At 52.3% G+C, this 23,027-nt stretch carries 21 protein-coding genes and 2 riboswitches; of the genes, 18 read left to right on the top strand and 3 right to left on the bottom strand.

Going from position 1 to position 23,027, the window contains the following annotated elements; translation table 11 throughout:
• Nucleotides 1–77: 77 nt before the first annotated feature.
• Nucleotides 78–274: riboswitch (cobalamin riboswitch) on the top strand.
• 164 nt (nucleotides 275–438) lie between these two features.
• The 6 genes from AC0YNW_RS16985 to AC0YNW_RS17010 all read left to right on the top strand — a co-directional run bounded on the left by AC0YNW_RS16985 (nucleotide 439) and on the right by AC0YNW_RS17010 (nucleotide 9,722).
• Complete coding sequence (locus tag AC0YNW_RS16985; protein ID WP_475832937.1) at nucleotides 439–5,100, top strand: S-layer homology domain-containing protein; 4,662 nt, start codon at nucleotides 439–441, stop codon at nucleotides 5,098–5,100.
• Nucleotides 5,101–5,108: 8 nt separating this feature from the next.
• Nucleotides 5,109–6,068 carry a DUF4430 domain-containing protein gene (locus AC0YNW_RS16990; RefSeq protein ID WP_475832938.1) on the top strand — a complete coding sequence of 320 codons (960 nt, stop codon included), beginning with the start codon at nucleotides 5,109–5,111 and terminating at the stop codon, nucleotides 6,066–6,068.
• Nucleotides 6,065–6,955, top strand: coding sequence for an energy-coupling factor transporter transmembrane component T (locus AC0YNW_RS16995; RefSeq protein WP_475832939.1), 891 nt, complete (start codon nucleotides 6,065–6,067; stop codon nucleotides 6,953–6,955). The genes AC0YNW_RS16990 and AC0YNW_RS16995 overlap by 4 nt, the downstream gene beginning before the upstream one ends.
• The gene (locus AC0YNW_RS17000) at nucleotides 6,928–8,604 is read left to right on the top strand and encodes an ABC transporter ATP-binding protein (RefSeq protein ID WP_475832940.1); all 1,677 of its coding nucleotides are present in this window, start codon (nucleotides 6,928–6,930) and stop codon (nucleotides 8,602–8,604) included. Before AC0YNW_RS16995 ends, AC0YNW_RS17000 begins: the two co-directional genes overlap by 28 nt.
• Nucleotides 8,586–9,332, top strand: coding sequence for an ECF transporter S component (locus tag AC0YNW_RS17005; RefSeq protein ID WP_475832941.1), 747 nt, complete (start codon nucleotides 8,586–8,588; stop codon nucleotides 9,330–9,332). Before AC0YNW_RS17000 ends, AC0YNW_RS17005 begins: the two co-directional genes overlap by 19 nt.
• Before the next feature lie 135 nt (nucleotides 9,333–9,467).
• Nucleotides 9,468–9,722, top strand: coding sequence for a DUF6953 family protein (locus AC0YNW_RS17010; RefSeq protein ID WP_387471663.1), 255 nt, complete (start codon nucleotides 9,468–9,470; stop codon nucleotides 9,720–9,722).
• On the opposite strand, the gene AC0YNW_RS17015 is transcribed toward AC0YNW_RS17010, so the two are convergent.
• Nucleotides 9,709–10,278, bottom strand: a complete 570-nt coding sequence (locus AC0YNW_RS17015; RefSeq protein ID WP_475832942.1) for a hypothetical protein — start codon at nucleotides 10,276–10,278, stop codon at nucleotides 9,709–9,711. The genes AC0YNW_RS17010 and AC0YNW_RS17015 overlap by 14 nt on opposite strands.
• Nucleotides 10,279–10,754: 476 nt before the next feature.
• On the opposite strand from AC0YNW_RS17015, the gene AC0YNW_RS17020 reads away from it, so the two are divergent.
• Together AC0YNW_RS17020 and mgtE are read left to right on the top strand one after the other, a co-directional pair.
• Nucleotides 10,755–11,603 (top strand): EamA family transporter, encoded by an 849-nt coding sequence (locus AC0YNW_RS17020; RefSeq protein ID WP_475832943.1) that lies wholly within the window; start codon nucleotides 10,755–10,757, stop codon nucleotides 11,601–11,603.
• A gap of 93 nt (nucleotides 11,604–11,696) precedes the next feature.
• Complete coding sequence (gene mgtE / locus AC0YNW_RS17025) at nucleotides 11,697–13,055, top strand: magnesium transporter (RefSeq protein ID WP_387471155.1); 1,359 nt, start codon at nucleotides 11,697–11,699, stop codon at nucleotides 13,053–13,055.
• Nucleotides 13,056–13,157: 102 nt separating this feature from the next.
• On the opposite strand, the gene AC0YNW_RS17030 is transcribed toward mgtE, so the two are convergent.
• Together AC0YNW_RS17030 and AC0YNW_RS17035 are read right to left on the bottom strand one after the other, a co-directional pair.
• On the bottom strand, nucleotides 13,158–13,787 hold the full coding sequence (locus tag AC0YNW_RS17030) for a cyclodeaminase/cyclohydrolase family protein (RefSeq protein ID WP_475832944.1): 630 nt from the start codon (nucleotides 13,785–13,787) through the stop codon (nucleotides 13,158–13,160).
• Complete coding sequence (locus tag AC0YNW_RS17035) at nucleotides 13,784–14,644, bottom strand: bifunctional 5,10-methylenetetrahydrofolate dehydrogenase/5,10-methenyltetrahydrofolate cyclohydrolase (RefSeq protein WP_475832945.1); 861 nt, start codon at nucleotides 14,642–14,644, stop codon at nucleotides 13,784–13,786. Before AC0YNW_RS17035 ends, AC0YNW_RS17030 begins: the two co-directional genes overlap by 4 nt.
• Before the next feature lie 80 nt (nucleotides 14,645–14,724).
• Nucleotides 14,725–14,810, bottom strand: a riboswitch (ZMP/ZTP riboswitch).
• A 690-nt stretch (nucleotides 14,811–15,500) separates the two neighbouring features.
• Here AC0YNW_RS17035 and AC0YNW_RS17040 point away from each other — a divergent pair.
• The 10 genes from AC0YNW_RS17040 to AC0YNW_RS17085 all read left to right on the top strand — a co-directional run bounded on the left by AC0YNW_RS17040 (nucleotide 15,501) and on the right by AC0YNW_RS17085 (nucleotide 23,014).
• On the top strand, nucleotides 15,501–15,899 hold the full coding sequence (locus AC0YNW_RS17040; RefSeq protein ID WP_387471163.1) for an OsmC family protein: 399 nt from the start codon (nucleotides 15,501–15,503) through the stop codon (nucleotides 15,897–15,899).
• A 260-nt stretch (nucleotides 15,900–16,159) separates the two neighbouring features.
• Nucleotides 16,160–17,449 carry a histidine--tRNA ligase gene (locus AC0YNW_RS17045; RefSeq protein WP_475832946.1) on the top strand — a complete coding sequence of 430 codons (1,290 nt, stop codon included), beginning with the start codon at nucleotides 16,160–16,162 and terminating at the stop codon, nucleotides 17,447–17,449.
• 88 nt (nucleotides 17,450–17,537) lie between these two features.
• Complete coding sequence (locus AC0YNW_RS17050) at nucleotides 17,538–17,795, top strand: DUF2164 domain-containing protein (protein WP_387471167.1); 258 nt, start codon at nucleotides 17,538–17,540, stop codon at nucleotides 17,793–17,795.
• 87 nt (nucleotides 17,796–17,882) lie between these two features.
• Nucleotides 17,883–18,650: a class I SAM-dependent methyltransferase gene (locus AC0YNW_RS17055; protein WP_475832947.1), complete on the top strand. Its 768-nt coding sequence runs from the start codon at nucleotides 17,883–17,885 to the stop codon at nucleotides 18,648–18,650.
• Nucleotides 18,651–18,781: 131 nt separating this feature from the next.
• The gene (locus AC0YNW_RS17060; protein WP_475832948.1) at nucleotides 18,782–19,480 is read left to right on the top strand and encodes a YjjG family noncanonical pyrimidine nucleotidase; all 699 of its coding nucleotides are present in this window, start codon (nucleotides 18,782–18,784) and stop codon (nucleotides 19,478–19,480) included.
• A 93-nt stretch (nucleotides 19,481–19,573) separates the two neighbouring features.
• Nucleotides 19,574–19,918 (top strand): YojF family protein, encoded by a 345-nt coding sequence (locus tag AC0YNW_RS17065; RefSeq protein WP_475832949.1) that lies wholly within the window; start codon nucleotides 19,574–19,576, stop codon nucleotides 19,916–19,918.
• A gap of 22 nt (nucleotides 19,919–19,940) precedes the next feature.
• A complete protein-coding gene (gene bshB2, locus AC0YNW_RS17070; protein WP_387471175.1) occupies nucleotides 19,941–20,600 on the top strand; it encodes a bacillithiol biosynthesis deacetylase BshB2 in 660 nt (219 codons plus the stop codon).
• Nucleotides 20,601–20,618: 18 nt separating this feature from the next.
• Nucleotides 20,619–21,281, top strand: a complete 663-nt coding sequence (locus tag AC0YNW_RS17075) for a phosphatase PAP2 family protein (protein ID WP_387471177.1) — start codon at nucleotides 20,619–20,621, stop codon at nucleotides 21,279–21,281.
• A 135-nt stretch (nucleotides 21,282–21,416) separates the two neighbouring features.
• Entirely contained in the window at nucleotides 21,417–22,235 is an 819-nt protein-coding gene (locus AC0YNW_RS17080) for an ABC transporter permease (RefSeq protein WP_475832950.1), read from the top strand.
• Nucleotides 22,232–23,014: an ABC transporter permease gene (locus AC0YNW_RS17085; RefSeq protein WP_475832951.1), complete on the top strand. Its 783-nt coding sequence runs from the start codon at nucleotides 22,232–22,234 to the stop codon at nucleotides 23,012–23,014. The genes AC0YNW_RS17080 and AC0YNW_RS17085 overlap by 4 nt, the downstream gene beginning before the upstream one ends.
• The last annotated feature ends 13 nt before the right edge of the window (nucleotides 23,015–23,027 follow it).

The raw sequence follows: 23,027 nt of genomic DNA on the forward strand, positions 1-23,027 counted from the left end.
CTGAAAGTTGGCACGATTTCGTGTATGATCATAGATTTTTATTGCCATCAAAGGTTGCGTGTAGTAGCATGTAGCCAACTGAATAAGATTTTTATGGTGCTTTTGAGATGGAGTTGCATCCTATCAGAAGTTAAAAGGGAAGTTCGTTAGAATCGAACGCGGTCCCGCCACTGTAACGCAGAGCCTGCGATCATGATCCACTGTCACAAGACGGGAAGGAGATCGTCCGGCGATGAAGCGAAGCCAGGAAACCTGCCACAAGAATGCTCTATGGAATCCCACGCGGATGGGAAGGGAGGTATTGGCGTCATTTAATGGAAGAGGCTTAGTTCGGCCCTTCTGTCTATTAAATGTTATTTTGTTTCGTACAACATCTTTCTTCTGACTGAAGGGAGGTGTTTTTTGTTATGCCCAACTTTATGGAGGAGTGAATGCATCATGTTCTACAATCGAGTGAAAGTCAAATTTGCCGCACTAATTCTCAGCTTGATGATGCTGGTCTCCGTTCTCAGCCCTGCCTATGCATGGGCGGCGGACGAAGCCGGCATGCCGGTCCTGCAGCTTGAAGAAGCTGTCGCCGATGATACGGGGACTGGCGATGAACCGGGCGCGCCTGTAGAAGAGGCAGAAGGGGAGTCGAATGAGTCAGCTGCCGAACCGGATGAGCCAGGTAATGAAGAAGAAGTAGCAGCCGCTTTGGCTGCAGAGGATGATGCCATAGCCTCCTATACGGATGCCATGGAGAAGGTTGCTGCTTATTATGCAGGGAAAATGCCAAGCTCTCCTGCTGGGGATTGGGAAGCTTTCGTGGCGTTAAGAGCAGCCTCGGAGCATGTTGATTTACCAGCATGGCCGAATTATGAGTGGCGTAAGAAGGACCCTGGCTTTAAGCCGAATACAGGCGATAACAGCCATATCTATTATATTTACGGTCTGTTAAGTGTCGGACAGAACCCGGCTGATGCATTCGATACGCACCGGAACCTGTTTGCCGAGCTGGCGAGCCAGCTAAATAAGGAGACTGGCAACTTCGGTAACCTCGGCAAGCAGATTTGGGCGATGGTTGCACTCGAAGTTGGGCGCGATCTAGGCGTGGATGTCGGTACGTGGAACGAAGAGAGCCGCAGACTTGCGCTGCAATTTCTGTTGTCGCAGCAAAAGGAAAACGGCAGCTTCGGCTCCTTCAGTCAGATCGACTACACGGGCTGGGCGCTAATCGTCTTGTCCCGATACGATGGCGAAGCGGTTAGCCAAAGCATTGAGAAAGCCAAGCAATATTTGAAGAGCATGCAAAAAGAGGGCGGCGGCTTTAACGGCGCCAGCAAATATGAATCCGAGAATTCGAACAGCATCGCCTGTGCTATACAGGGTCTGGTTGCGGTTGGCGAGGATCTGACCGATCGGACGGGCTATTGGGCCTTTGACGGCAAGACGCCAATGGATGCGCTGCTGAGACATCAGCTAGATGACGGTTCTTTCACTTGGCAACTCATTAAGCCGGGATCGATCGGCATGGCAACCAAGCAAGCCGCCGTTGCGGTACTGGACGTCGTGAATGGCCAGTCCTCCTGGTACAAGCTGGGCGAGCTAACCTTCGAGCCGGAACCTGATCCGACACCGGAAGAAGCTTTGCTCAAGATTGCGGACTACTATAACAGCCATCTTCCGGCAGAGCCGAGCTGGGATTGGGAAGCATTCGTAGCCGTAGCTGAGGCACGAAATCATGCCGCGATTACGCCATGGCCGAACTATGACTGGCGCACCAAGGATCCGGGCATCAAGCCGGATGCCGCGGACAACAGCCATATCTACTATATATACGGCTTGCTTGGCGTCGGACAGAATCCGGCGGAAGCATTCGATACCAAGCGGAACCTGTTCGCCGAGCTGGCAAGCCAACAGAACAAGGAGACAGGCGCCTTCTCCAATCTGGGCAAACAAGTATGGGCTATGGTTGCGCTGGAGATCGGAGCCGATCTCGGCGTTGATGTTGGCTCTTGGAATGAAGAGAATCGCAACAAGGCGCTTGAGTCGCTGCTTAAGCAACAGAAGGACAATGGCAGCTTCGGCTCCTTCAGCCAGATCGACTACACAGGCTGGGCGCTCCTTGTGTTATCCCGATTCGAAGGCGAAGCCATCGAACAAAGCATTGAGAAGGCCAAGCAATATTTGAAGAGCATGCAGAAGGAAGGCGGCGGCTTCGCCGGCACCAGCATGTGGGATACCGAGAACTCGAACAGCATTGCCTGTGCCATTCAAGGCTTGGTCGCAGTCGGGGAGGACTTGACTGACCGTGCAGGCTATTGGGCTATTGATGGCAAGACGCCAATTGACGCGCTGCTGAAGCATCAGCTTGATGACGGTTCATTCACTTGGCAGCTGGAACAAACCGGTTCCATCGGCATGGCAACGAAGCAATCGGCAGTTGCAGTTGCGGATGTGGTGAACGGAGAGTCCACTTGGTACAAGCTGGGCAAGCTTCGCTTTGAAGAGCCGGAGCTTAACCTGGTTACGCTGCCTGAGGGTGATGTGCAGCCAGAGATTGCGATTCCGAATGATACATCGGAATACAAGGTTGTCGTCAAGCCTTCGGATGCAGGCAAAGAGATTACGATCACGATTCCGGCAGAGAAGACATCCAAAGTATGGGCCGCGCTGCCAAACGGCAGGCTGCTGCCAAAGCTTACGGTCACAAAGGGCAAGATGACCGCGCAATTCCCGGCCGGGATGAAGATGTCCACCGGCGATCCTTCGCAATCGTTGGAGCTTATGACGTTCCAGAATACGGGCGGAGCCACCTTGAAGGAACAGCTGAATACGCTTGTGCCGTCCGGCAAGAAGCTATCGGAGGTAGCTGCTCTGTTCACAATGGGCGGGACTTCCGGGGTAACGTTCGATCAATATGTTACGCTTACCTTTGCCGGAATGAAAGGCAAGGATGCCGCCTATATCGCTGACGGAGAGATTCACGCGATCGCCAAGTTTGAGAGCGAGGAATTGGGGGAGCAAAGCGGCAAAGCGGAGTATGCGTTCGATAAGGGCAATGACCTCATCGTAAGAACGAACCATTTTACCGATTTCGCAGCTTATAGCACATCGGTTGTTGCGTCTCCGGGCGACGGTGGCACCCCGCAGTTGAAGAAGGCAACGCTGTCGATTGACAAGCTGACCATTAATAAAGGATTTGTTATCTCGCCGGTGAAGGTTGAATTCGAGCAAGGCGAGACCGTATGGGATGTATTGAAGCGCGTTATGGACAAAGCAGGCATTACCTACAAATATTCTTGGTATGACCAATACGAGAGTGTGTATGTGGCCTCGATTGCCGGGGACGGCGAGTTCGATCATGGCGCCGAAAGCGGCTGGATGTATAGTGTGAATGGCGTATTCCCGAACTTTGGGGCAAGCCGCTATATTTTGAAAGACGGAGATATCGTCAAGTGGCGGTATACGACGGATCTGGGCAGAGATGTAGGCGCTGATACGGATTGGGAGACGCCGGAAAATCCGAATAATCCTGATCCGGGCACAACGCCAGAGAAACCAGAGCCGGGCACACCGTCCGAGAACAACGGGGGCGGTGCGAAGCCTGATCTCGACAAGCTGTTCAGCGACAGCAAGCTCATCTCGGAATGGGCATATTCATCTATTGCCGAGGCTGTTCAGAAGGACTTTGTTAAGGGCTATGACGGCAAGATTAATCCGAAGTCTTCCGTGACGAGAGCGGAGTTCGCTTCCATGATTACGCAAGTATTGAAGCTGGCAAAAGCTCCGAAGCCTGCCGCATCCTTTGCCGATGTGAAGCCGGGCGACTGGTATTATGAAGCGGTGCATGCCGCGTATCAAGCAGGCATTGTGACGGGCTATGAGGGAAGCTTCCATCCGGACAAGCCGATTAGCCGTGAAGAGATGGCAGTCATGATCGTGCGTGCCTTGGAGCTGGGAGAGTCAAAAGGACAGGCTCAGCCAGCGGATGCGAGCGACATCTCGGAATGGGCGCGGACTGCGGTTCAAGCGGCCCAAGCTTCCGGCCTGATGACCGGAAGCAACGGCAAGTTCAGCCCGAGGGATAAAGTAACAAGAGAAATGGCCATTGTGGTGGCGATGAGAGCTTACCATTATCCGGAGCAGGAGCAGCCTGGCGAAGAATCGGAAGATACGATTCAGAAGCGGGTAAGCAAGCTGATTGGGGACACGGCCGCTCATATGCAGAAGACCATTACGAATCCGGTCGTGGCGTCGATCGGGGGAGAATGGACGGTCTTCGGACTTGCGCGCTCAGGCGTGCAAGTGCCGGATGCTTATTATGAGACGTATTATGCGAACTTGACCAATACGCTGAAAGCGAAGGATGGCGTGCTTCATACGGTGAAGTATACGGAGTACGATAGAGTCATTCTTGCTCTGGGCTCCATTGGAAAAGATGTGACGAAGGCTGCGGGCTATGACCTGCTGAAGCCGCTGGCGGACTTCAACGCTTTGACCGTACAGGGCATTAACGGGCCTATCTTTGCTCTTATTGCGCTCGATAGCCGTGCTTACGAGATTCCGCAAGTGGACGGTGTTGAAGTACAGACAACGAGAGATAGACTGATCGAGTTTATTCTGGGCAGAGAAATCAAGGGAGGCGGCTGGGCGCTTGGCGAGAAGCCGGCACAAGCCGATCCGGATATTACGGCAATGGCGATTCAATCGCTGACTCCGTATTACAAGACGAAGCCGGAAGTGAAGGCGGCGGTGGACCGCGCCATACAGTGGCTGTCGCAAGCGCAGCATGAGGATGGCGGATTCAAGAGCTGGGGAGCAGTTAATTCGGAAAGCACGGCACAAGTAATTGTGGCGCTGTCCGCTCTCGGCATCGATGCCCATCTTGATCCGAGATTTGTGAAGAATGGCCGATCTGCCATTGATGCGCTGATAGGCTATGCAGCTCCGGGCGGAGGCTTCTATCATATCAAAGCTGGCAATGAGGGCAATGGCGGGGCTGCGCCTGGCGACGTAGACCCGATGGCGACCGATCAGGCAATGTATGCGCTCGTGGCCTATGACCGGCTGCTTCAAGAGAAAAACCGCTTGTATGACCTGACTGATGTGAAATGAAAAAGTGGATGAGCAATAAAAAGCTTTTATTCGGGATCTGTATAGTACTGGCGCTCGTTATCGCCTTTTTCCTGGGGCCGAGGCATGAGGTTGTTCCGCTGACGCCTGAACAGGCTGCGCATGTCATCGATGAGGGCGAGCCTGACGCGCTGCCTTCTGCGGAAGCTGCCGCTCCCGGAGATCTAGACGGGGCAGGCGTGTTGGAGGAGGAGCCATCGCTACAACCGGATGATGCCACTGAGGCTCCTGGTGAGGAGACAGACAGCGGAGGGCGGAAGGAGGAGGAGCTCCAATCGGACGCTCCTTCTTCCGCTGCTTCGTCGGAGCAGCCGGCATCAGGCAGCCCGGAGCGCACACCTAAGCCAGAAGTGACGCCCACACCATCGCTTCTGCCGAGCGCGACGCCCAAGCCATCCGCGAAGCCGAAGCCGACCATTTCACCTAAGCCTGCTAATGAAGGCAAGGACCGCTATCTGACTGATCCGGTACCGTCTGGCAAGCCGAAGCCGGTGGAGTGGCAGGATGTCACGATTAACAAGGATAAGGAGATGTCGATTACCTTATCCGTTACGGCCAAGACGATTCTGAACAACATGAAGCTGTTCAATGAGAAGAAGCTGGAGGTATTGCCTGACGATGGCGTCATCTATCCGTCTCAGAAGGTGACGTTCTATGAAGGCGAATCGGTATTCGACGTACTCCTCAGAGAGATGAAGCGCAACAAAATTCATATGGAGTTCGTCATGACGCCGATCTATAACAGCAATTACGTGGAGGGCATCAACAATATTTATGAGTTCGATTGCGGTGAGCTTAGCGGGTGGATGTACAAGGTTAACGAGTGGTTTCCCAATTACGGAGCAAGCCGTTATGTGCTGAAGGACGGCGATGTCGTCGACTGGGTCTATACCTGTGATTTGGGCCGTGATATCGGGGGAGGCTTTGTCGCTTCGGGAGGAGAGGAATGAGAGATAGCTTTGCCGGTCTGCATCCTGCCCTAACCTTCAGTTACTTTGCGGGTATGATCGCATGCAGCATGCTAGTCATGCACCCCATTGCCCAAGCTATTGCGCTAATCGGGGCGTTCAGCTATTCGTTGCTTGTGAAGGGGGCCAAGGCGCTGAAGTTCAGCTTCGTCTACTTGCTCCCGATGCTGCTTATTATGGCGGCGATGAATCCGGCCTTTAATCATCAGGGCGTGACGATCTTGTTTTATCTGAAAAGCGGCAATCCCGTCACGCTGGAGTCGATTCTGTACGGCGTGGCGGCGGCCGTCATGTTTATTACCGTGATTCTATGGTTTTCTTGCTACAATGCGGTCATGACATCGGACAAATTCATTTATTTGTTCGGCAGAGTCATTCCTGCGCTTTCGCTGATATTATCGATGGTGCTGCGGTTTGTGCCGAGGTATATCGAGCAGATCAAAGCGATATCCTATGCGCAGCGCTGCATCGGCAGGGACATGACGCAAGGGAGCCTGTGGAGCAGGGCGAGGAACGGCATCAACATCTTGTCGATGATGACGACCTGGGCGCTGGAGAACGGGATGGAGACAGCCGATTCGATGAAATCGCGTGGCTACGGCTTGCCGGGCAGAACGAGCTTCTCGATCTTCCGCTTTGACGGCAGGGACGGCATCTTGCTTTCAATTATGTCCTTACTGGCCGCCATTATGGGCGCCGGGTTCATGCTTGGAACAGTCAGCATGCGGTTTTTTCCATCGATAAAGCTGGCCCCGGTTACGGTATGGAGCGTGGCGGTCTATACCGCTTACGCGCTTCTGTGCATGCTTCCGGTTATTATCAACTTGCAGGAGGCTTGGAAATGGAAGCGTATCGAGTCGAAAATGTAAGCTTCAGCTACCCGCAGCAAGAGCGGAAGGCGCTTGACGGACTGGATTTGACGATTAGAAGCGGCGAGTTTATCACGCTATGCGGTCAATCTGGCTCCGGCAAGAGCACGCTGCTGCGGCAATTTAAGACGATTCTCACGCCTCACGGCAAACGGGATGGCATGATTTATTTCCAGGGGGAGCCGTTATCCTCGATCGGACAACGGCGGCAAGCGTCGGAGATCGGCTTTGTTCAACAGAACCCGGACAATCAGCTTGTAACGGATAAAGTGTGGCATGAGCTTGCATTTGGGCTGGAGAGCCTTGGCTATGATCAACGGACGATTCGGCTTCGCGTTGCGGAGATGGCCAGCTTCTTCGGCATTCAAGCTTGGTTCCATAAGCGCGTAGCCGAGCTGTCCGGCGGCCAGAAGCAGCTGCTGAATCTGGCGGGCGTCATGGCGATGCAACCGTCCGTCCTTATTCTGGACGAGCCGACATCGCAGCTCGATCCTATCGCTGCCCAGGAGTTTCTGGAGACGCTGCGCAGAATCAATCGGGATCTCGGGACGACCATCCTCTTGTCCGAGCATCGGCTGGAGGAGGTGCTGCCGCTGACGCAGCGGCTTATCGTGATGGACCAGGGACGGATGATTGCGGATGCCCCGCCGGCGCAAGCGGGAGCTGCGCTTGCCGAGCTGAACCATCCGATGTTCTCGGCGATGCCTGCCGCCATGCAGATTGCGGCTAGCCTTCAGCCTCAGCCGGATACGGTATATCCGCTGACGATTAATGAAGGAAGAAGCTGGATCGGGCAATGGCTGAAGGACAAGACGTTGGGAGAATGGCCGGATCAGCCTGCTGTTGAGACAAGTGCGGGCCGGTTTGTCGTTGAGCTGAAGGATGTATGGTTCCGGTATGAGAGGCTGGCTCCCGACACAATCAAAGATTTGTCGCTTTCCGTCAGGGAAGGCGAATGGTATTGCATTGTAGGGGGCAACGGGACGGGGAAGACGACGGCTTTGTCCCTAATTGGCGGAACTCAGATCCCGTATCGAGGCAAGGTGCTTGTGAACGGACAGGACATTCAGAAGCAGGGACTTAAGGAACGCTTCCATCGGAACTTGGGCATATTGCCGCAGAACCCCCAGCATTTGTTCCTGAAGAAGACGGTGGAGCTGGACCTAATGGAGATGCTGTCGGATTCGGGACTAAGCAAGGAGGAGCAGCAGTTTAGGATAGAGGAAATCATTGTCTTGACCGAGCTGCAAGATGTCAGGCTTATGCATCCTTACGATCTGAGCGGCGGGGAACAGCAAAGGGCGGCACTGGCCAAAATTTTGCTGATGGAGCCTCGGATTATCCTGCTGGACGAGCCGACCAAAGGCCTTGACGCTTTCTTTAAGGAGAAGCTGGCGCGTATCCTGTCCAATCTGACCCGGCAAGGCGTGACGATTGTGATGGTTTCGCATGATATCGAGTTTTGCGCCCGGTATGCCGATGCCTGCGCCCTCTTCTTCGACGGCGGTGTTGTTACAACGAACCGGACGCGCGCTTTCTTTGCGGGCAACAGCTTCTACACGACGTCCGCCAATCGTATGGTACGGCACTTATGCCCGGGAGCTATTACAACGGAGGATGTTATAAGGCTATGCCAATCCAGTTATTGAACAAGGGGAGCAAGCGGAGACTGCTCGCCGCCTTTCTCATCCTGATCGTTATCCCGCTGACCATACTGGCGGGCGTCTTCTACTTCGATGACCGCAAATATTATTTCATCAGCATGCTGATTATCGTCTATACGATGCTGCCTTTTGCGATGGTTTTCGAGCAGAGAGGGCCGCGGGCAAGGGAACTGATTCTGATCGCCGTGCTGGCTGCGCTGGCGGTAGCGGGACGGTCCGCCTTTTATATGCTGCCGCAGTTCAAGCCCGTGGTTGCGATTGTTATCATCGCAGGGGTATGTCTGGGGGCGGAAGCTGGTTTCTTGGTCGGAGCGTTGGCGGGCTTTGTGTCGAACTTTTTCTTCGGGCAGGGACCGTGGACGCCCTGGCAAATGTTCTGCTTTGGCATTATCGGATTTATTGCCGGCTTATTGTTCCAGAAGGGAAAGCTGTCCAAGACGAGGCTGTCGCTGTGTTTATTCGGCGGATTAGCGACCTTCTTCATCTATGGCGGCATCATTAATCTAGGCAGCTTGTTTATGTTCACGGCGGAATTCTCGTGGGAAGCCCTGCTTGCGACGTACGTCTCCGGCTTCTGGTTCGATATGATCCATGCCTTGTCTACCATTGTCTTCCTCTATCTGATCGCTCGTCCGATGATCGAGAAGATAGACAGAGTCAAGATCAAATACGGATTGATCGAGCCTGATGAAGACGGGAAGCAGAGCCGCTGATAATCGTCATCCGATTTATTTCATAGAAGGGCCAAGTCCGTTTGCTCTGGGCTTGGCCTTTTCTATGGTACAATGAAAGGCAATAGGTCCCATTAAGCGGATGACAAGAAAATGATAGCAATCGGGGTGACGGTTATGAGCGCAACACCGGATGAAATTGCAAGATGGATGTTCAGCGAGATGAAAAATGCGGGCGTGCTCTATCAGACTGCGGCAGTGGAGCATATTCGAGCGCATTATGGAGAGTCCTTTATTTATGTGAATGAGAACGGTCATGCGTCGATCGACAAAGAGGTCAAGAAATCATTTAAGAAGCTGCATGGCGGCAAAGCGGCATGGGATCGCGACGGATTTTTCTGGGGCTGGACTTCTGCGATTAAGGAAGGCTGACGCTGGCAGGCTGCAGCGCTTCTTCGGACATTTCAGACAAGGCGGGGGCGGTCGTTGGCTTGCCGCTTCTTTTGCTTTTCAGAAGACGATGCAGGCTTAGCCTATGAGCCCTCTCCAAGTTCATCATAATTCCGAAAGCGCTTGTATAAAGCGTCAAGCTAATGATGTTCATATTGCCGGACAAAATGAAATTGATATGCATGAACATGCAGATGAGGATGGATGGCAGAATCCAGATGCCAAGGATGAGAAAGACGCCGAGAATGACTTGAACAGCGGGTATGATGTAGTTGAAGGGCAGTACTTCGTTCAGGCAGAATTGTTCGATGAAGGTTTTGTAGAACTCTGGAACATTGGGCTTTAATAGAGCGGCGTTGAAGTAGTCGGTCAGGAACTGCCCCGGATACTGGTACCAGGACGCTTCCCCGGCTTTCCCCGTAATCTTGGTCAGGCCCGCCATTAGCCATCCGAATCCAAACAGGACTCTCATCAGCGTCACGAGCAATTGGTACGAGGACGACCACAGTTTTGTCATATTCTGTTTTTTGCTATTCACATAAATTCCCCCTTAATCAAATATTCGACAGCAGTTGCGGTCAGCATGCGGAATGGTGAAGCGAGTTGCGAGGTTTAGCGAAGGTCGTCGTAAGCGCTCTCTATTTACTACTACATTCTACAAAAATAACCAATCCTTGTATTTGGGCCGATTAGTATGTTTTTTGCACAATAAGTGGGACTTTAGATCGTTTTTTATGTAGAATTTGTAAGAGGATGAGGTTGAACCGGCTCTTTTGGACAAGGAGGCGTCAAAACGAGCTTGAGTTTAAATTCTTTTACAGGGATGATACCGGAAGCAATCGCTGCCTCGAAACTCTTTATGTGGTTGATTTTGCAATCAAACTGGGTGAAGCATCTATCGATGTTCATTTCGATATCAATGTCTCTATGAGCTTAAGCAGTTACCGCATGACGGGAAGCTTGGAGGTAGACTCATATGGTTTGTGTCGCATCTAGCGCAAAGGTAGTGAAGGAATGGTAGGATTAGCATTTGCTTTAGTGCTTGGTTCCGGATTTGTTCATTCCATCTGGAACCTGTATACGAAAAAAAGCATGAATAAGATTGTGTTTCTATGGCTTTGCCAAATCATTGCAACCATTGTGCTGATACCATGGACGATTATCGAATGGGATGCCTCCCATTTCACGGGCGCAGCTTTGCTACTGATGCTGGCTTCCGTAGCCTTGCATGGGATGTATATCACTTTGCTCGCCGCTACCTATACGGTAGGGGACTTGTCGCAAGTTTATCCTATTATGCGGGGAACGAGCCCGCTGCTGGTGCCGCTAATGGCGGTCGTATTTCTGGGGGAGTCGCTTAGTCCGATAGGATGGGTGGGAGTGGCCACGATTGTGGCCGGCATCTTATTCTTAAGTGAGATTAAGCTAAAGCGGGTCCAGAGAACAGCGGCGAAAGCTCCGCTGCTCGCCTTGGCTGTCGGGCTTTGCATTGCGGGTTATATTGTGGTGGATAAGCTGGCGCTGGACTACTTTCCCGCAGTTATCGTACTTCAGGCTACCAATGTAGGCAATGTGCTGGTGCTGACTTGGGCTGCCCTTCGTTCCCGTGCGATCGGGCAGGAGCTGCGCGTCAATTGGAAGACCATGTTGCTTGGAGGCGTGCTTGCACCAGGCGGATATCTGTTATTCTTATTAGCCGTATCGTTGGCTCCGGTGGCGCAGCTTGCTCCCATGCGAGAGATCGGGACGGTATTCGGAACGCTGCTGGGCATATTTATATTAAGAGAGCAGCAAGGACCACGGCGCATCATTACCTCGGTTCTCATTACAGCAGGGATTATTATTCTTGGCCTTTGGGGATAATGGTCTGCTTCACTGCAATATTTTTGGGCAAATAGGGTATAAGGGTAAAGAAGCGTGTTTGGATTGAAAGCAGGATTGGAGGTGGCTTGACCCATGATTATGAATCTTAGCGATACGGAGCTGGACTTGCTTGTCCAGAATGCGATCAAAGAAGGAGATCGGGCGAAAGTCCAGGCTGTTGCGGAGGAGCTGCAGCCGTACGATATGGCGGCCGTCTATGGCCGTCTGCCGGATAAGTTCCGCGCCGGATTTGTTATCTATATGACCATGGAGCAGTTGACTGCGATGGTCGGCGAGATGGAGCAGATGCAGCAGGTTGAGGTGTTCGCATTGCTTGGCGTAGAGCGGACGGCGGAGCTGATGGACCGGATGGACAATGATGACCTTGCTGTCCTGCTCGGAGGCTTGTCCGAGGAACGGAAGAAATCGTTCCTGGACTACATGAAGAAGGAAGAAGTCCTCGCGGTGCAGCACTTGATGGCGTATGCGCCGGAGACGGCGGGCCGGATCATGACGAACCGGTACGTCTGGATACCAAGCCATTATAATGTTCGTGATACAGTCGATAAGCTGAAGGATTTTGCCGAGATTGCGGAGTCGATCAACTATCTCTACGTCGTGGATGAGAAGAAGAAGCTGATCGGCGTCGTATCGTACCGCGATTTGATCCTGGCGGAGATCGGCGATCAGATTACAGATATTATGTATGAGCGGGTCATTGCCGTTCCGGTCGATATGGACCAGGAGGAAGTAGCCCGACGGATCGAGAGATACAACTTTCTTGCTATTCCCGTCGTGGAAGAGGACGGTGTGCTTGTCGGTATCGTCACCGTCGACGATATTATCGATGTCGTCATTCGGGAGGCATCCGAGGATATCGCGAAGATGTCCGCATCGGGCAAGTCGATTGACTTCGATACGAAGGCCCATGTGGCGGCATACCGAAGGCTGCCTTGGCTGATTCTGCTCTTGCTGATCGGCATCATATCAGGGACGATTATTAGCCGGTTCGAGGAGACGCTGGATAAGGTTGTGGCGCTGGCTTTCTTCATGCCGATGATAGCAGGAATGACGGGGAATACGGGAACACAGTCACTGGCGGTTGTCGTGCGTGGCTTGACGACGAAGGAAGTGACCAGTGGCGTCGTCCGAAGACTGGTGTGGCGAGAGCTGATGGTCGGGCTGATGATCGGCGGCATCTGCGGCGTGCTGATCTCCATCATAGCGTACATCTGGCAGGGCAGCCCCATTCTGGGCCTTGTCGTGGGCGGCTCGCTTGTCATGACGCTCATTATAGGCACGCTGGCAGGTACAGTGATCCCGCTGCTGCTGTATAAGCTGAAGGTCGACCCTGCTGTAGCGTCAGGTCCGCTCATTACAACGCTTAACGATATTTTGTCGTTGCTGATCTACTTTGGCATCGCGACGGCGTTCCTGGAATATTTGATATAACAAGTGGGTGTACTTGATCGATCATAAAGGGAAAAAGAGACTTCGAATCACGTTGCCGTGGTTTGGAGTCTCTTTCGAATTTCGACATACCGTTGCGATTCGTTACATTCTCTGACGGGCTGTATGCAGAACAGCCTTGCATCGCGTCTCCATTTCGTCCATAAGCGCAGCAGCCTGCTCGGCATAACGGCTCTTCATAGCCGACTCCGGCATGGAACGGAGATTTATCTCAACAGTCAGCAGGGCGGAGCGAGCTGCCGCCTCGAACAAAATAACGCCGATGCCAAGGTCAGAGATGACATGCTTGTTGGCAGAGTCGGCAATAGCGGCAGTGCTGGTTATGCCATCCCGGCATAATCTCATAAGTCGAAGCGGAACCTCAATGGCATGCAGGGTGGCGGACTCCAGGGCAAGCTTGCGCGAAGCCTTCTCGTCCTCTGTTGATTTTGGCAGCTTTAATGCCGCCATGTAGCCGTTGAACGACTCGATGTCCGCATGAAGCAGCTCTTCTGATGCAGCGGATAGGCGTCGCATCTCCGACAATGTCTCTTGAATCTGCGCCTCATAGGCTGCGAACTTCTCCCCTTGGGACAAGCTGCCGGCCATTGCCGTCATGGAAGCGCCGAGCGCCGCGACTAACGCGGCAACACTGCCGCCGCCGGGAGTAGGATCAGGGCTCCCTGCCTGGTGCAGGAAGCGGCGGATGGAATCATCCCATGATACATTGCTCATATTTGCTCCTCCTCGCCTTGTTGGATGCGAATGGCTTTCATCAAATTTTGGAACAGGACTGCTGTCGTCAGCGTGCCTACCCCGCCTGGCACCGGGGAGACGGCAGCGACATAAGCATCCAGGTCAGCGGCACCATCTCCAGCAATACGGCCGTCCTCTGTTTCGTTGATGCCAGCGTCCACAACGATCAGTCTGTCATGAACCATAGCGGAGGTAATTCTATTCGGCCTGCCAACGGCTAGAAAAGCAATATCTGCATGGCTGAGATGCGAAGCGATGTCTGGCGTGCGAGAGTGACAGACGGTGACAGTAGCCTGCTCCCGCTGAAGCAGGTGGAATAGAGGAAGGCCGACGGTCTGGCCTCTTCCGACCAGCGTTACGTTTCTGCCTTCCAATGAAAATCCATAGTGCTTCAGCAGATGGATGCAGGCCTGGGGAGTAGCGGGATATAGGCCGTCTTCTCCCGTCAGGGTTGCCAGTTTGTTTTGCGGCGTTACGCCGTCGATATCTTTGCTCGGCCGAATTTCCCGTTCCACTCTCCTCGCCGAGATATGCTGCGGCAGAGGAAGCTCCACCATAATGCCATGAACGGATGCGTCTTCGTTCAACCGACGGATTAGCGTGATAATTTCGGCTTCTTCTACGTCGGCTTTGAATGCATGTAGGTGGAAGGATACGCCAAGCCGTTCGGCGATCCTGCGCTTTGCTTCTGCATAATAGGCGGAAGCGGGGTCTCCTTCGACAATAATTGTCGCCAGATAGGGCTGAATACCTTGCATGCCAAGCTCACTCACTTCAGTCATAATCTCCAGGTAAACTCGATCAGCAGCTTCTTTTGCTTTCATCAACAATGCCATCCTTGCAACCTCCCCAGCGGGTAATTTTCGAATAAAACGAAAAAAAGCATCCGCATCAGCTCATGACGAGCCGACTGCAGATACTTCTCCCAGGCGAACGGATCCATTCCGTTCGTATGCTTCCTCGTGGTTTATTCCACTCTTTTCGCCAGTCGCATACGACGTTATTTTTATATCACCTATTATGTCCGCAATCGAATTTGAGGTCAAGATGATTGACAAAAAAAGACTTCACTCTTATGAATTCATTTAATATATCTAATTTGATAATCATTAAATTATTAAATAAATCCGCAAGCTCATTTGTTCAGATGGGTATGCAGGCATTTGAACATGGTGCAGCGTGTGAAGAACGCGGTGAAGCAGCATGTGGGGGAACGGATTCTGTGCATCGTCGGAGCGGATCATAACGATATGATGCATGAATAACTTCGCATGGAGGGGACAATTGAGCTCATTTATCCCTTGCGTTAGGAGTAGTGTGCAACTTTCCGAAAAATATTTATTACAATTTATTCCTTATGAAGAGGGTGTGAGCGTGAAATAAAGCACTTACATTCATGAAAAGTATAAAAAATTGACGTAATGCGCCTCTCTCCACGGGGCTATAAGGCCATTACTATTAAAAGCTATAGCTTGACACGTTTATTAAAGTGCATTACTATTTTGCCATTACATTAATACTATGCGGTTACTCTGAATTTATTTTGTCAAAAAACCTCGTCATTCATCGAAAAATAACGGAAAACATAGAAATTTGTTTTATAAAAGTTGAACTAAAGGTTCGTAAGGAGCGTTCTATTGATATCGCCAAATCTCTATGGCTTGCCGCTCGGTGTAATGAAAGGAGATTATCATGACTACCAGAATCCAACTGATGAACGGACAAAATGAAATCTATAACGAAGCGGGCTTGCAGTTAATCGGCAGCAACGGACATAACCAAAGCGGGCTGTCGCCCCAGGAGCTGCTGGAATCGGCGCTTGGTCTTTGTGTCTCGATCTCGCTTCAGCAGAAGCTGGAGACGGATGGGGTTGAATTCGGGCGGTTTCCGCTCAGCGTAGAAGTGACAGCGAGGAAGACGGACAGGGAGCTCAACGCCTTTACCAGCTTTACGGTACGGGTGAAGCTGCCATCTACCATCGAGCCGAATTACAAGGACAAGCTGATTGCCATCGTCGAGCAGGCATGCGCCATCAGTAATTCGCTGAAGAGTGAAGTAGCTATAGAGACGGTCGAATACCATTTATCTTAATGGGCAGGCTGCCGCTTGCATGATCTTATTCAATCCGCTATAATCGGCATTACTTTATGTTATGAAGGGGTTTATAGCTATGCGTATATCCAAGCTGAATCAACTTCATCATCACAAGCAGCGTTAGCACACCTGATTGAATCAGGGCGGGCTAACGCATTTCGCGTTGGCCTCCCTGCGAGATATGAAGCGCGCAGGACCAAGAGGTCCTGCGCGTTTTTTTATGTTCACACCTCAATTCAAAAAAGGAGCTGACAGTTATGCAAAACGTAAAAGGAACCTATGATTTTATCGGACCGGATCAGGCGCTTAGAAAAAAAGTGCAGGATGTGCTCACGGAACTATTCGAGCTGTACACCTTCAAGGGGATGGAGACAGCGGTGCTCAATGAGCTGGATCTGCTTGCATCCAAATATGCGGGCGGGGACGAAATTTTGAAGGAAATGTACAGGCTGACCGATCAGGGCAACCGCAGTCTGGGCCTGCGCTACGATCTGACCATCCCGTTCGCGAAAACCATTGCGCTCAACCCGGGTCTGGAGATGCCGTACAAGCGTTATGAGATCGGAAAAGTATTCCGCGACGGTCCCGTCAAAAAAGGACGTCTCCGGGAGTTTTTGCAATGCGATGTCGATATGGTCGGCATAGCCGGACCGGAAGCCGAGGCCGAGCTAATGCAACTCGCCGTCGATGCGTTTGGACGCTTAGACATTCCCATTGTGCTGCGGTGGAATAACCGGCGTTTTCTTGGGGATGCGATTGCAGCTATGGGGGTGCAGGAGGACGAACTGTCCTCTGTCATGCTGACGCTCGATAAGCTCGCCAAAATCGGGCTGGAAGGCGTGGAGCAAGAGCTGGCGCAAAAGGGAATCAGCGATAGCGTCAAGCAAGCGATGCTGGCGTTCGCTTCGGGAGAGAAGCTGGCTTTGGAAGCTATTGCATCCCGGTACGGGATTTCGGATTCGCCAGGTGCGCGAGAAGCTGCGGCGCTGGAGAAACTGATAAGCGAGCTTGGTCTGGAGCAGACTTGTATCTTCGACCCGTTCCTGTCTCGCGGACTGTCCTTCTATACCGGTACGGTGTACGAAATATTTGATGCGAGCGGCGTATTCACCTCAAGTCTGGGCGCAGGGGGACGTTATGACGCCATTATCGGGAAGCTGATCGGCAGGGAGGGTGTGTCGTATCCTACGGTAGGTCTCTCTTTCGGAATGGAATCCATCCTGGAGATGCTCAGGGAGCGGCCGCTTGTACTGCCGTCAGTGCAAGCGATAGTAGTGCCGATCGGCGAGGAGGGCAAGACCGGAGCATTGAAAGCGGCGGCGGAGCTGCGGCGTGCTGGTATCCGAACCGCCCTGGAGACGGGCAGCCGCAAGCTGAAGAAATCGCTGGCCGCAGCCTCGGACAAGGACATACGCTACGTGGTTCTGGTAGGGGGCGATGAAGCGGCGAAGGGTGAAGTGCGACTGAAGGATATGCGGGAGTCGAAGGAATCTCTTCTCGCCGTGCAAGAGGCGGCTGCAACGATTCTGGCGCAGTCTTCTGGCTAATCATGCGCTCGCTCAAACGGGATATCGTGGACCCGCGGCTCCTGTGATATGATCGAAGGAAGAAAAGGATGAATAGAAAGGGGATTTTATGATGGTGCCTTTGAAATTGCCGAGGGAACAGAAGCTGCAGCTTGTCTCCAATCTTCAGCAATACGCTTATGATGAGCTGTCGGTGGAGATGGGTCAGCTGGCAGGAGAGAACATGCTTGATTTTATGCTGAAGGAGCTGGCTCCTTATATTTATAATCAAGCGATGGTTGACGCCAGACGTGTTATTGAGGAGCGAATGGCTTCTATTGAGGAAGATTTATATGCGCTGGAGAGGCCGGTTCCGTCTGCCAAATAACAAGCAACCTTGAAGGGCGCTTTGGCAAATTGCTGACGTCGAGAGAGACAGATTGTCTTGAAAATAATCCTGTAAGGGGAGATGACGATGACGCCTGAGGAAAGAAAGCAATATTGGCTATCGGAAGAACGGCACGTTTTTCAAGGATGGGACTTCTCATACATGGCGGATCGCGTGTGGGAACAGGAGCTTCCCTGGAATTATAAAGAAGCTGTGCAAGCCAGCATGACCGATGAGAGGGTTATGCTGGACATGGGAACCGGCGGAGGCGAGTTCCTCTTGTCGCTGTCTCCTCCCCCAGGCCGGACCTATGCGACGGAGGCGTATCCGCCGAATGTGGCGTTATGCCAGCAGAAGCTGCCTCCATACGGTATCGATATAAGGCAAGTGTATGGCGACGATGATCCGCTGCCGTTCGAAGACGAAATGTTCGATCTCGTGATGAACCGCCATGAGGTGTACAATTCGGAAGAGGTTTACCGGGTATTGAAGCCGGGCGGCTTGTTTATTACGCAGCAGGTCGGCGGGCAGAACAACCGTGAGCTGTCCCGTTTTTTGCTTGGTGAAGGCGCGATGATCGTAGATCCGCAGTTTAATCTGGAGAACAGTTCGAGAGAGCTTGCAGCGGCGGGATTCACCATCCATGAGAGCGCGGAGTTTTTCCCAGAGCAGCGATTTTATGATGTAGGGGCCTTTGTTTATTTGGCGAAAATTGCGGATTGGGAGTTTGCCGGGTTTTCCGTCGAAAAATGTTATAATGAGCTATGCTTGCTTCAGGAGAAGGTCGAGAAGGACGGACACTTCACGAGCAAGGAACACCGATTTTTTATTGTAGCCAGCAAGCAAGCGGAGTAACGGGAGAGCTGATGCTGCGGCAGGATACCGTGCGTGCGGTTCCAGCTTGCTGATCCGTTCCTTGCGGACGTTCATTTGCGCCCGGAAATCTTATCGCTTATTCGGCTTACAGATTGCAGGAGGATTTTATCATGTCTTATGATGTCATTTTCTTTGATGCCGACGATACGCTGTATGATTACGCGCAATCGGAGGCTCACGCGCTGGCCGAATCGTTCAGGGAGGCAAAGCTGGAGGTATCCGAGCAGCTTACGGGCAGCTACAGGACGATTAATCAGCAGCTTTGGCGGGAATATGAGCAGGGCGCCATTGATTTGGCCTTGCTGCGCAGCGAGCGATTCGCAAGACTCATTGCCGATAACGGCTTGACGATCCCTTGGACAGCCGAGGAATTCAGCCAAGCGTATCTTCGATATTTGGGAGAAGGCTCGTTTTTGATGGATGGTGCCGTGGAGATATGCCGGGAGCTTCTGGCGGGCGGACACCGGCTTGCGGTCATTACGAACGGGATCAGAGAGGTTCAGCTAAGCCGGATTGGCCGTTCGGAGCTGGCGGACGCCTTCGAGCATATTATTGTATCGGAGGATGCCGGCATTCAGAAGCCGAATCCGGCCATCTTCGACTTTGCTTTTGCCAAGCTGAATCTGACGGGCAGCCGGAATGCGCTTATTGTCGGCGATTCGCTAACCTCGGATATGCAGGGCGGCATTAATGCGGGCATTGATACGTGCTGGTACAATCCGCTCAGGAAGCCGAATGTGACGGCGGTCAAGCCGAAGTACGAAATCCATCACTTGAGCGAGCTCATACCGATTATCGGTCTAGGCTAGACAGGGGCCGCCAGTCCAGGCTCGGTCTGGACCAATGTCCAGTTTAAATTGGAGTCTTTTACAGGCATGATTAAGAACGAGAGGAAGAGTTCGATGCAGCTTATCCAACCATTGAGAGTTCAGCAGCTTATAGACAAGCTTAAAGATCAAGACTTGTATGTTCATATCGAGCAGACAACGGGGGCCTATGCCGCCCACATCGACAGCTCGAAGCATCCTGCCGCCTCGTTCCTGACCAACGCGAGGATTCGCTACAACCATGGGTCAATCTCGGGCAACGGGCCCTATCGGGTTGGTCTTAAGATGGCACATGGCTGGGTATACTCGGAAGGGCTGACGCATTACGAGGACGCAGAGACCGAACGGCTTATTATGGCTGGCCACGACAGCCAAGGGAAGCTGATCGTAGCTCTGCAATTAAGCCCGGAGCCCTTCTAAGCGAGAGGAGATGAATCATACAATGGAACAACAAATTTTAGTTGTATTGCCGCATCCGGATGACGAAGCGTTTGGTTTGTCCGGCACGCTGGCGATGCATATTCATAACGGGGCGCGCGTCACGTACGCTTGCCTGACACTTGGCGAGATGGGCCGCAATATGGGCGTCCCGCCGTTTGCGACGCGGGTGACGCTGCCTGCGATTCGAAAGGCTGAGCTTGAATCTTCTTGCCAGGCGATTGGCATACAGGATCTCAGATTGCTTGGCTTTCATGACAAAACGATTGAATTCGAGGATCAGGAGTTGCTGGAAGCACGGATCGGCGAGCTGATCGAAGAGCTGTCTCCATCGCTTGTGGTGACGTTCTATCCCGGCTACAGCGTGCATCCGGATCACGACGCATGCGGCGCGGCGGTTATTCGGGTCATTGGCCAGATGCCGGCTGAGAAGCGGCCGACGGTCCATTGCCTGGCGTTCTCGCGGAATCATGAGGAAGCCATCGGACGTCCGGATGTTCATTACGATGTGAGAGCTTTCTTGAAGCAGAAGCTTGCTTCGATTCAAGCGCACCGTTCCCAGTTCCAGGCGGCTGAGCTGCTTGGCAAGAATGAGCTGTCTCAGCAAGAGATTGAAGCCCGTTTTGGGACGGAGCATTTTTGGACCTATCGATTTACAACATAGAATACCGGGGGGAAATCCATGCTAACGAAGGAAGGAATGAAGAGGGTGCTTGCCCATCCGCTATGGATGCTGCTTGCTATTCCGACTTTAGGTTTGATCTACACATTAATTAACCAGGAGCCGGTCCAGGTGTGGATGCTCTATACGGATTTGGATGATCTGATTCCGTTTATGAAGATCTTCATCATTCCTTACGCCATATGGATGCCTTTTCTGTATCTTACGTTTATCTTTTTCTTCTTCAAGGATCGTCCGACCTATTACCGGACGCTGCTCGCCTATGTCATTAGTGTCTTAATATGCTATGCCATCTATACCATATTTCAGACGACGGTGCCGAGAGCGGAGCTGGATGGCAACGACTTGCTGAGCTGGCTTGTGCAATTTGTGTATACGAATGATGCGCCGTTCAACTGCTTTCCAAGCATTCATTGCTTGTCCAGCTATCTGCTGTTCAGAGCCGCTACCCAGTCGAAGGAGATCGGGCGCGGTACGAAGATTGGGATTGGCATCATAACCTGGTCTATTATTTTGTCGACGGTATTTGTAAAGCAGCATGTGGTGATGGACGTATTCGCTGGAATTATGCTTGGTCATGTCATCTTCGCTTGGGCAGGACGGCTGCTGAAGTCCCGCAGCAAAGCTGTGTATGAAGAGCAGCGCTCTTATTTGTCCCAATGACATAGGTATGAACGCCTAGTTCTATATACTTCCCCATGATTTTTATCACTTTTCAATGGAATATGATGGTCCTTATAGACGAGGGTGGTCGATTCCCTTAGAATATGTCGAAAAAGGATCATGGGGTGGATAGGCGTGGGGTTAGGCAGAGCAGTCGGTTCCATGCAGGCAATCGGTCTTGCAACATACAAAGAATGGCTTGTATACCGATCGCACATGGCAGTATCGATTTTTGTAGGACCGGTTTATTTTTTGACGCAATATTTTATATGGAACGCTGTCTATGACGGCGGCACAGGTCAGATCAACGGCTTTACGCTGGAGCAGATTCTGGCCTATTTTGGCGTGGCAACAGTCGTTAATTATTTCATTTACGACTCCGCCGACTGGAATTTGCAAATGCTTGTGCGCTCGGGGCAATACGTCACCTTCGCTTTGCGTCCGATGCCGCACTGGGTATATGCGCTTGCACAGAAGCTGGGGCACCGGTCGCTTGGATTTCTGATTGAGTTTGTGCCTATTTTTTTTCTCTTCTTATTCGTATTCGGCATCAAGCTGGTGCCGGCCAACTGGCTATGGGCGATCGTGTCGATCGTGCTAAGCTTCCTCATGAATTTCATCGTCAATTACTGTGTTGGCTTGACGGCTTTCTGGATTGTTCGAGCGGAAGGCGTTCGGCGTGTCATTATGCTGATCAAGGATATTAGCGCCGGCGTGTTCATTCCGCTGACGTTTTTCCCCGAGTGGACGCAGAAGCTGCTTTTTTTCCTTCCTTTTCAATTCATTACGTACGTCCCATCGCGGGTATTTATTGGCGAATATGAGCTGGCGGGTTATTCCATGACGATTCCAGCCATTGTAGCTTTGCAAGCCGTAGTGACGGCGATTATGTTCGGCATCATGCTGCTGCTTTGCCGGCAGGCGATGAGAAGGTTTACGGGGGTGGGCGTATGAGCGGTATCCTGTCGTGTATCGGCGCGGTTATGCGTACGAAGATTGCCGTGCAGACGGCTTATCGCAGCCACTTCTTTCTTAGTCTCTTCCTGATGATTGCGGGCGACCTGATGGTGCCGCTTATTACGCTTCTCGTCTATCGCTCCGGCGTATCGTTCCCGGGCTGGACGCTGCATGAAGCGCTCCTGATTCAAGGCATATTTGGTATGGCCAAAGGAATCGCATTCCCGCTTTTCTTCGGCATGGTTGGTACAACGCTGCGTTTGGTCCGCCAGGGCACCTTTGACCTGCTGCTGCTCAAGCCGCGCTCCACGCTGTTCATGACGATGCTGAACGGGCTGGACCCGGAAGATTTCGGCAGACTGCTTAGCGGCGGCGTCTTGTTCGGCTTCGCTCTGTCGGGCATCGCTGCGCCTGATCTGGCTGGATGGCTGCAATTCGCGGGGTTGTTCCTGGCTTCACTTGCTGTGTTGTGCGCTTTTTCTCTCTTTATGTCAGGCTTGCTATTCCGTTGGGTAGGGAGCAGCCGAGTTTACGATATTTTTGATTCCGTGACAAACTTCGGATTGTATCCCGGCACTATTTATGCCAAGTCATTCCAAAATATTTTAACCTTCGTCATTCCGGTCGGCCTGATCGCCTTTATGCCGGCTTCCGCTTTGCTTGGCCGCGCAGGCTGGGAGATGGCATGGTCGGCGGGAGCAGCAGTGATGTTTCTAGTATTAGGCATCGTCTATTGGAATTACATGCTGAAAAGCTATACAAGCGCAGGCGGATAAGGGGAGAGGATAT

The organism is Paenibacillus sp. J31R120, assembly GCF_056269225.1.

Excerpts from the sequence above, each read along its gene's own strand:
- AC0YNW_RS16985 (WP_475832937.1), top strand. The coding sequence starts at position 439 with ATGTTCTACAATCGAGTGAAAGTCAAATTTGCCGCACTAATTCTCAGC.
- AC0YNW_RS16990 (WP_475832938.1), top strand. The coding sequence starts at position 5,109 with ATGAGCAATAAAAAGCTTTTATTCGGGATCTGTATAGTACTGGCGCTC.
- AC0YNW_RS16995 (WP_475832939.1), top strand. The coding sequence starts at position 6,065 with ATGAGAGATAGCTTTGCCGGTCTGCATCCTGCCCTAACCTTCAGTTAC.
- AC0YNW_RS17000 (WP_475832940.1), top strand. The coding sequence starts at position 6,928 with ATGGAAGCGTATCGAGTCGAAAATGTAAGCTTCAGCTACCCGCAGCAA.
- AC0YNW_RS17005 (WP_475832941.1), top strand. The coding sequence starts at position 8,586 with ATGCCAATCCAGTTATTGAACAAGGGGAGCAAGCGGAGACTGCTCGCC.
- AC0YNW_RS17010 (WP_387471663.1), top strand. The coding sequence starts at position 9,468 with ATGAGCGCAACACCGGATGAAATTGCAAGATGGATGTTCAGCGAGATG.
- AC0YNW_RS17020 (WP_475832943.1), top strand. The coding sequence starts at position 10,755 with ATGGTAGGATTAGCATTTGCTTTAGTGCTTGGTTCCGGATTTGTTCAT.
- mgtE (WP_387471155.1), top strand. The coding sequence starts at position 11,697 with ATGATTATGAATCTTAGCGATACGGAGCTGGACTTGCTTGTCCAGAAT.
- AC0YNW_RS17030 (WP_475832944.1), bottom strand. The coding sequence starts at position 13,787 with ATGAGCAATGTATCATGGGATGATTCCATCCGCCGCTTCCTGCACCAG.
- AC0YNW_RS17035 (WP_475832945.1), bottom strand. The coding sequence starts at position 14,644 with ATGGCATTGTTGATGAAAGCAAAAGAAGCTGCTGATCGAGTTTACCTG.
- AC0YNW_RS17040 (WP_387471163.1), top strand. The coding sequence starts at position 15,501 with ATGACTACCAGAATCCAACTGATGAACGGACAAAATGAAATCTATAAC.
- AC0YNW_RS17045 (WP_475832946.1), top strand. The coding sequence starts at position 16,160 with ATGCAAAACGTAAAAGGAACCTATGATTTTATCGGACCGGATCAGGCG.
- AC0YNW_RS17050 (WP_387471167.1), top strand. The coding sequence starts at position 17,538 with ATGATGGTGCCTTTGAAATTGCCGAGGGAACAGAAGCTGCAGCTTGTC.
- AC0YNW_RS17055 (WP_475832947.1), top strand. The coding sequence starts at position 17,883 with ATGACGCCTGAGGAAAGAAAGCAATATTGGCTATCGGAAGAACGGCAC.
- AC0YNW_RS17060 (WP_475832948.1), top strand. The coding sequence starts at position 18,782 with ATGTCTTATGATGTCATTTTCTTTGATGCCGACGATACGCTGTATGAT.
- AC0YNW_RS17065 (WP_475832949.1), top strand. The coding sequence starts at position 19,574 with ATGCAGCTTATCCAACCATTGAGAGTTCAGCAGCTTATAGACAAGCTT.
- bshB2 (WP_387471175.1), top strand. The coding sequence starts at position 19,941 with ATGGAACAACAAATTTTAGTTGTATTGCCGCATCCGGATGACGAAGCG.
- AC0YNW_RS17075 (WP_387471177.1), top strand. The coding sequence starts at position 20,619 with ATGCTAACGAAGGAAGGAATGAAGAGGGTGCTTGCCCATCCGCTATGG.
- AC0YNW_RS17085 (WP_475832951.1), top strand. The coding sequence starts at position 22,232 with ATGAGCGGTATCCTGTCGTGTATCGGCGCGGTTATGCGTACGAAGATT.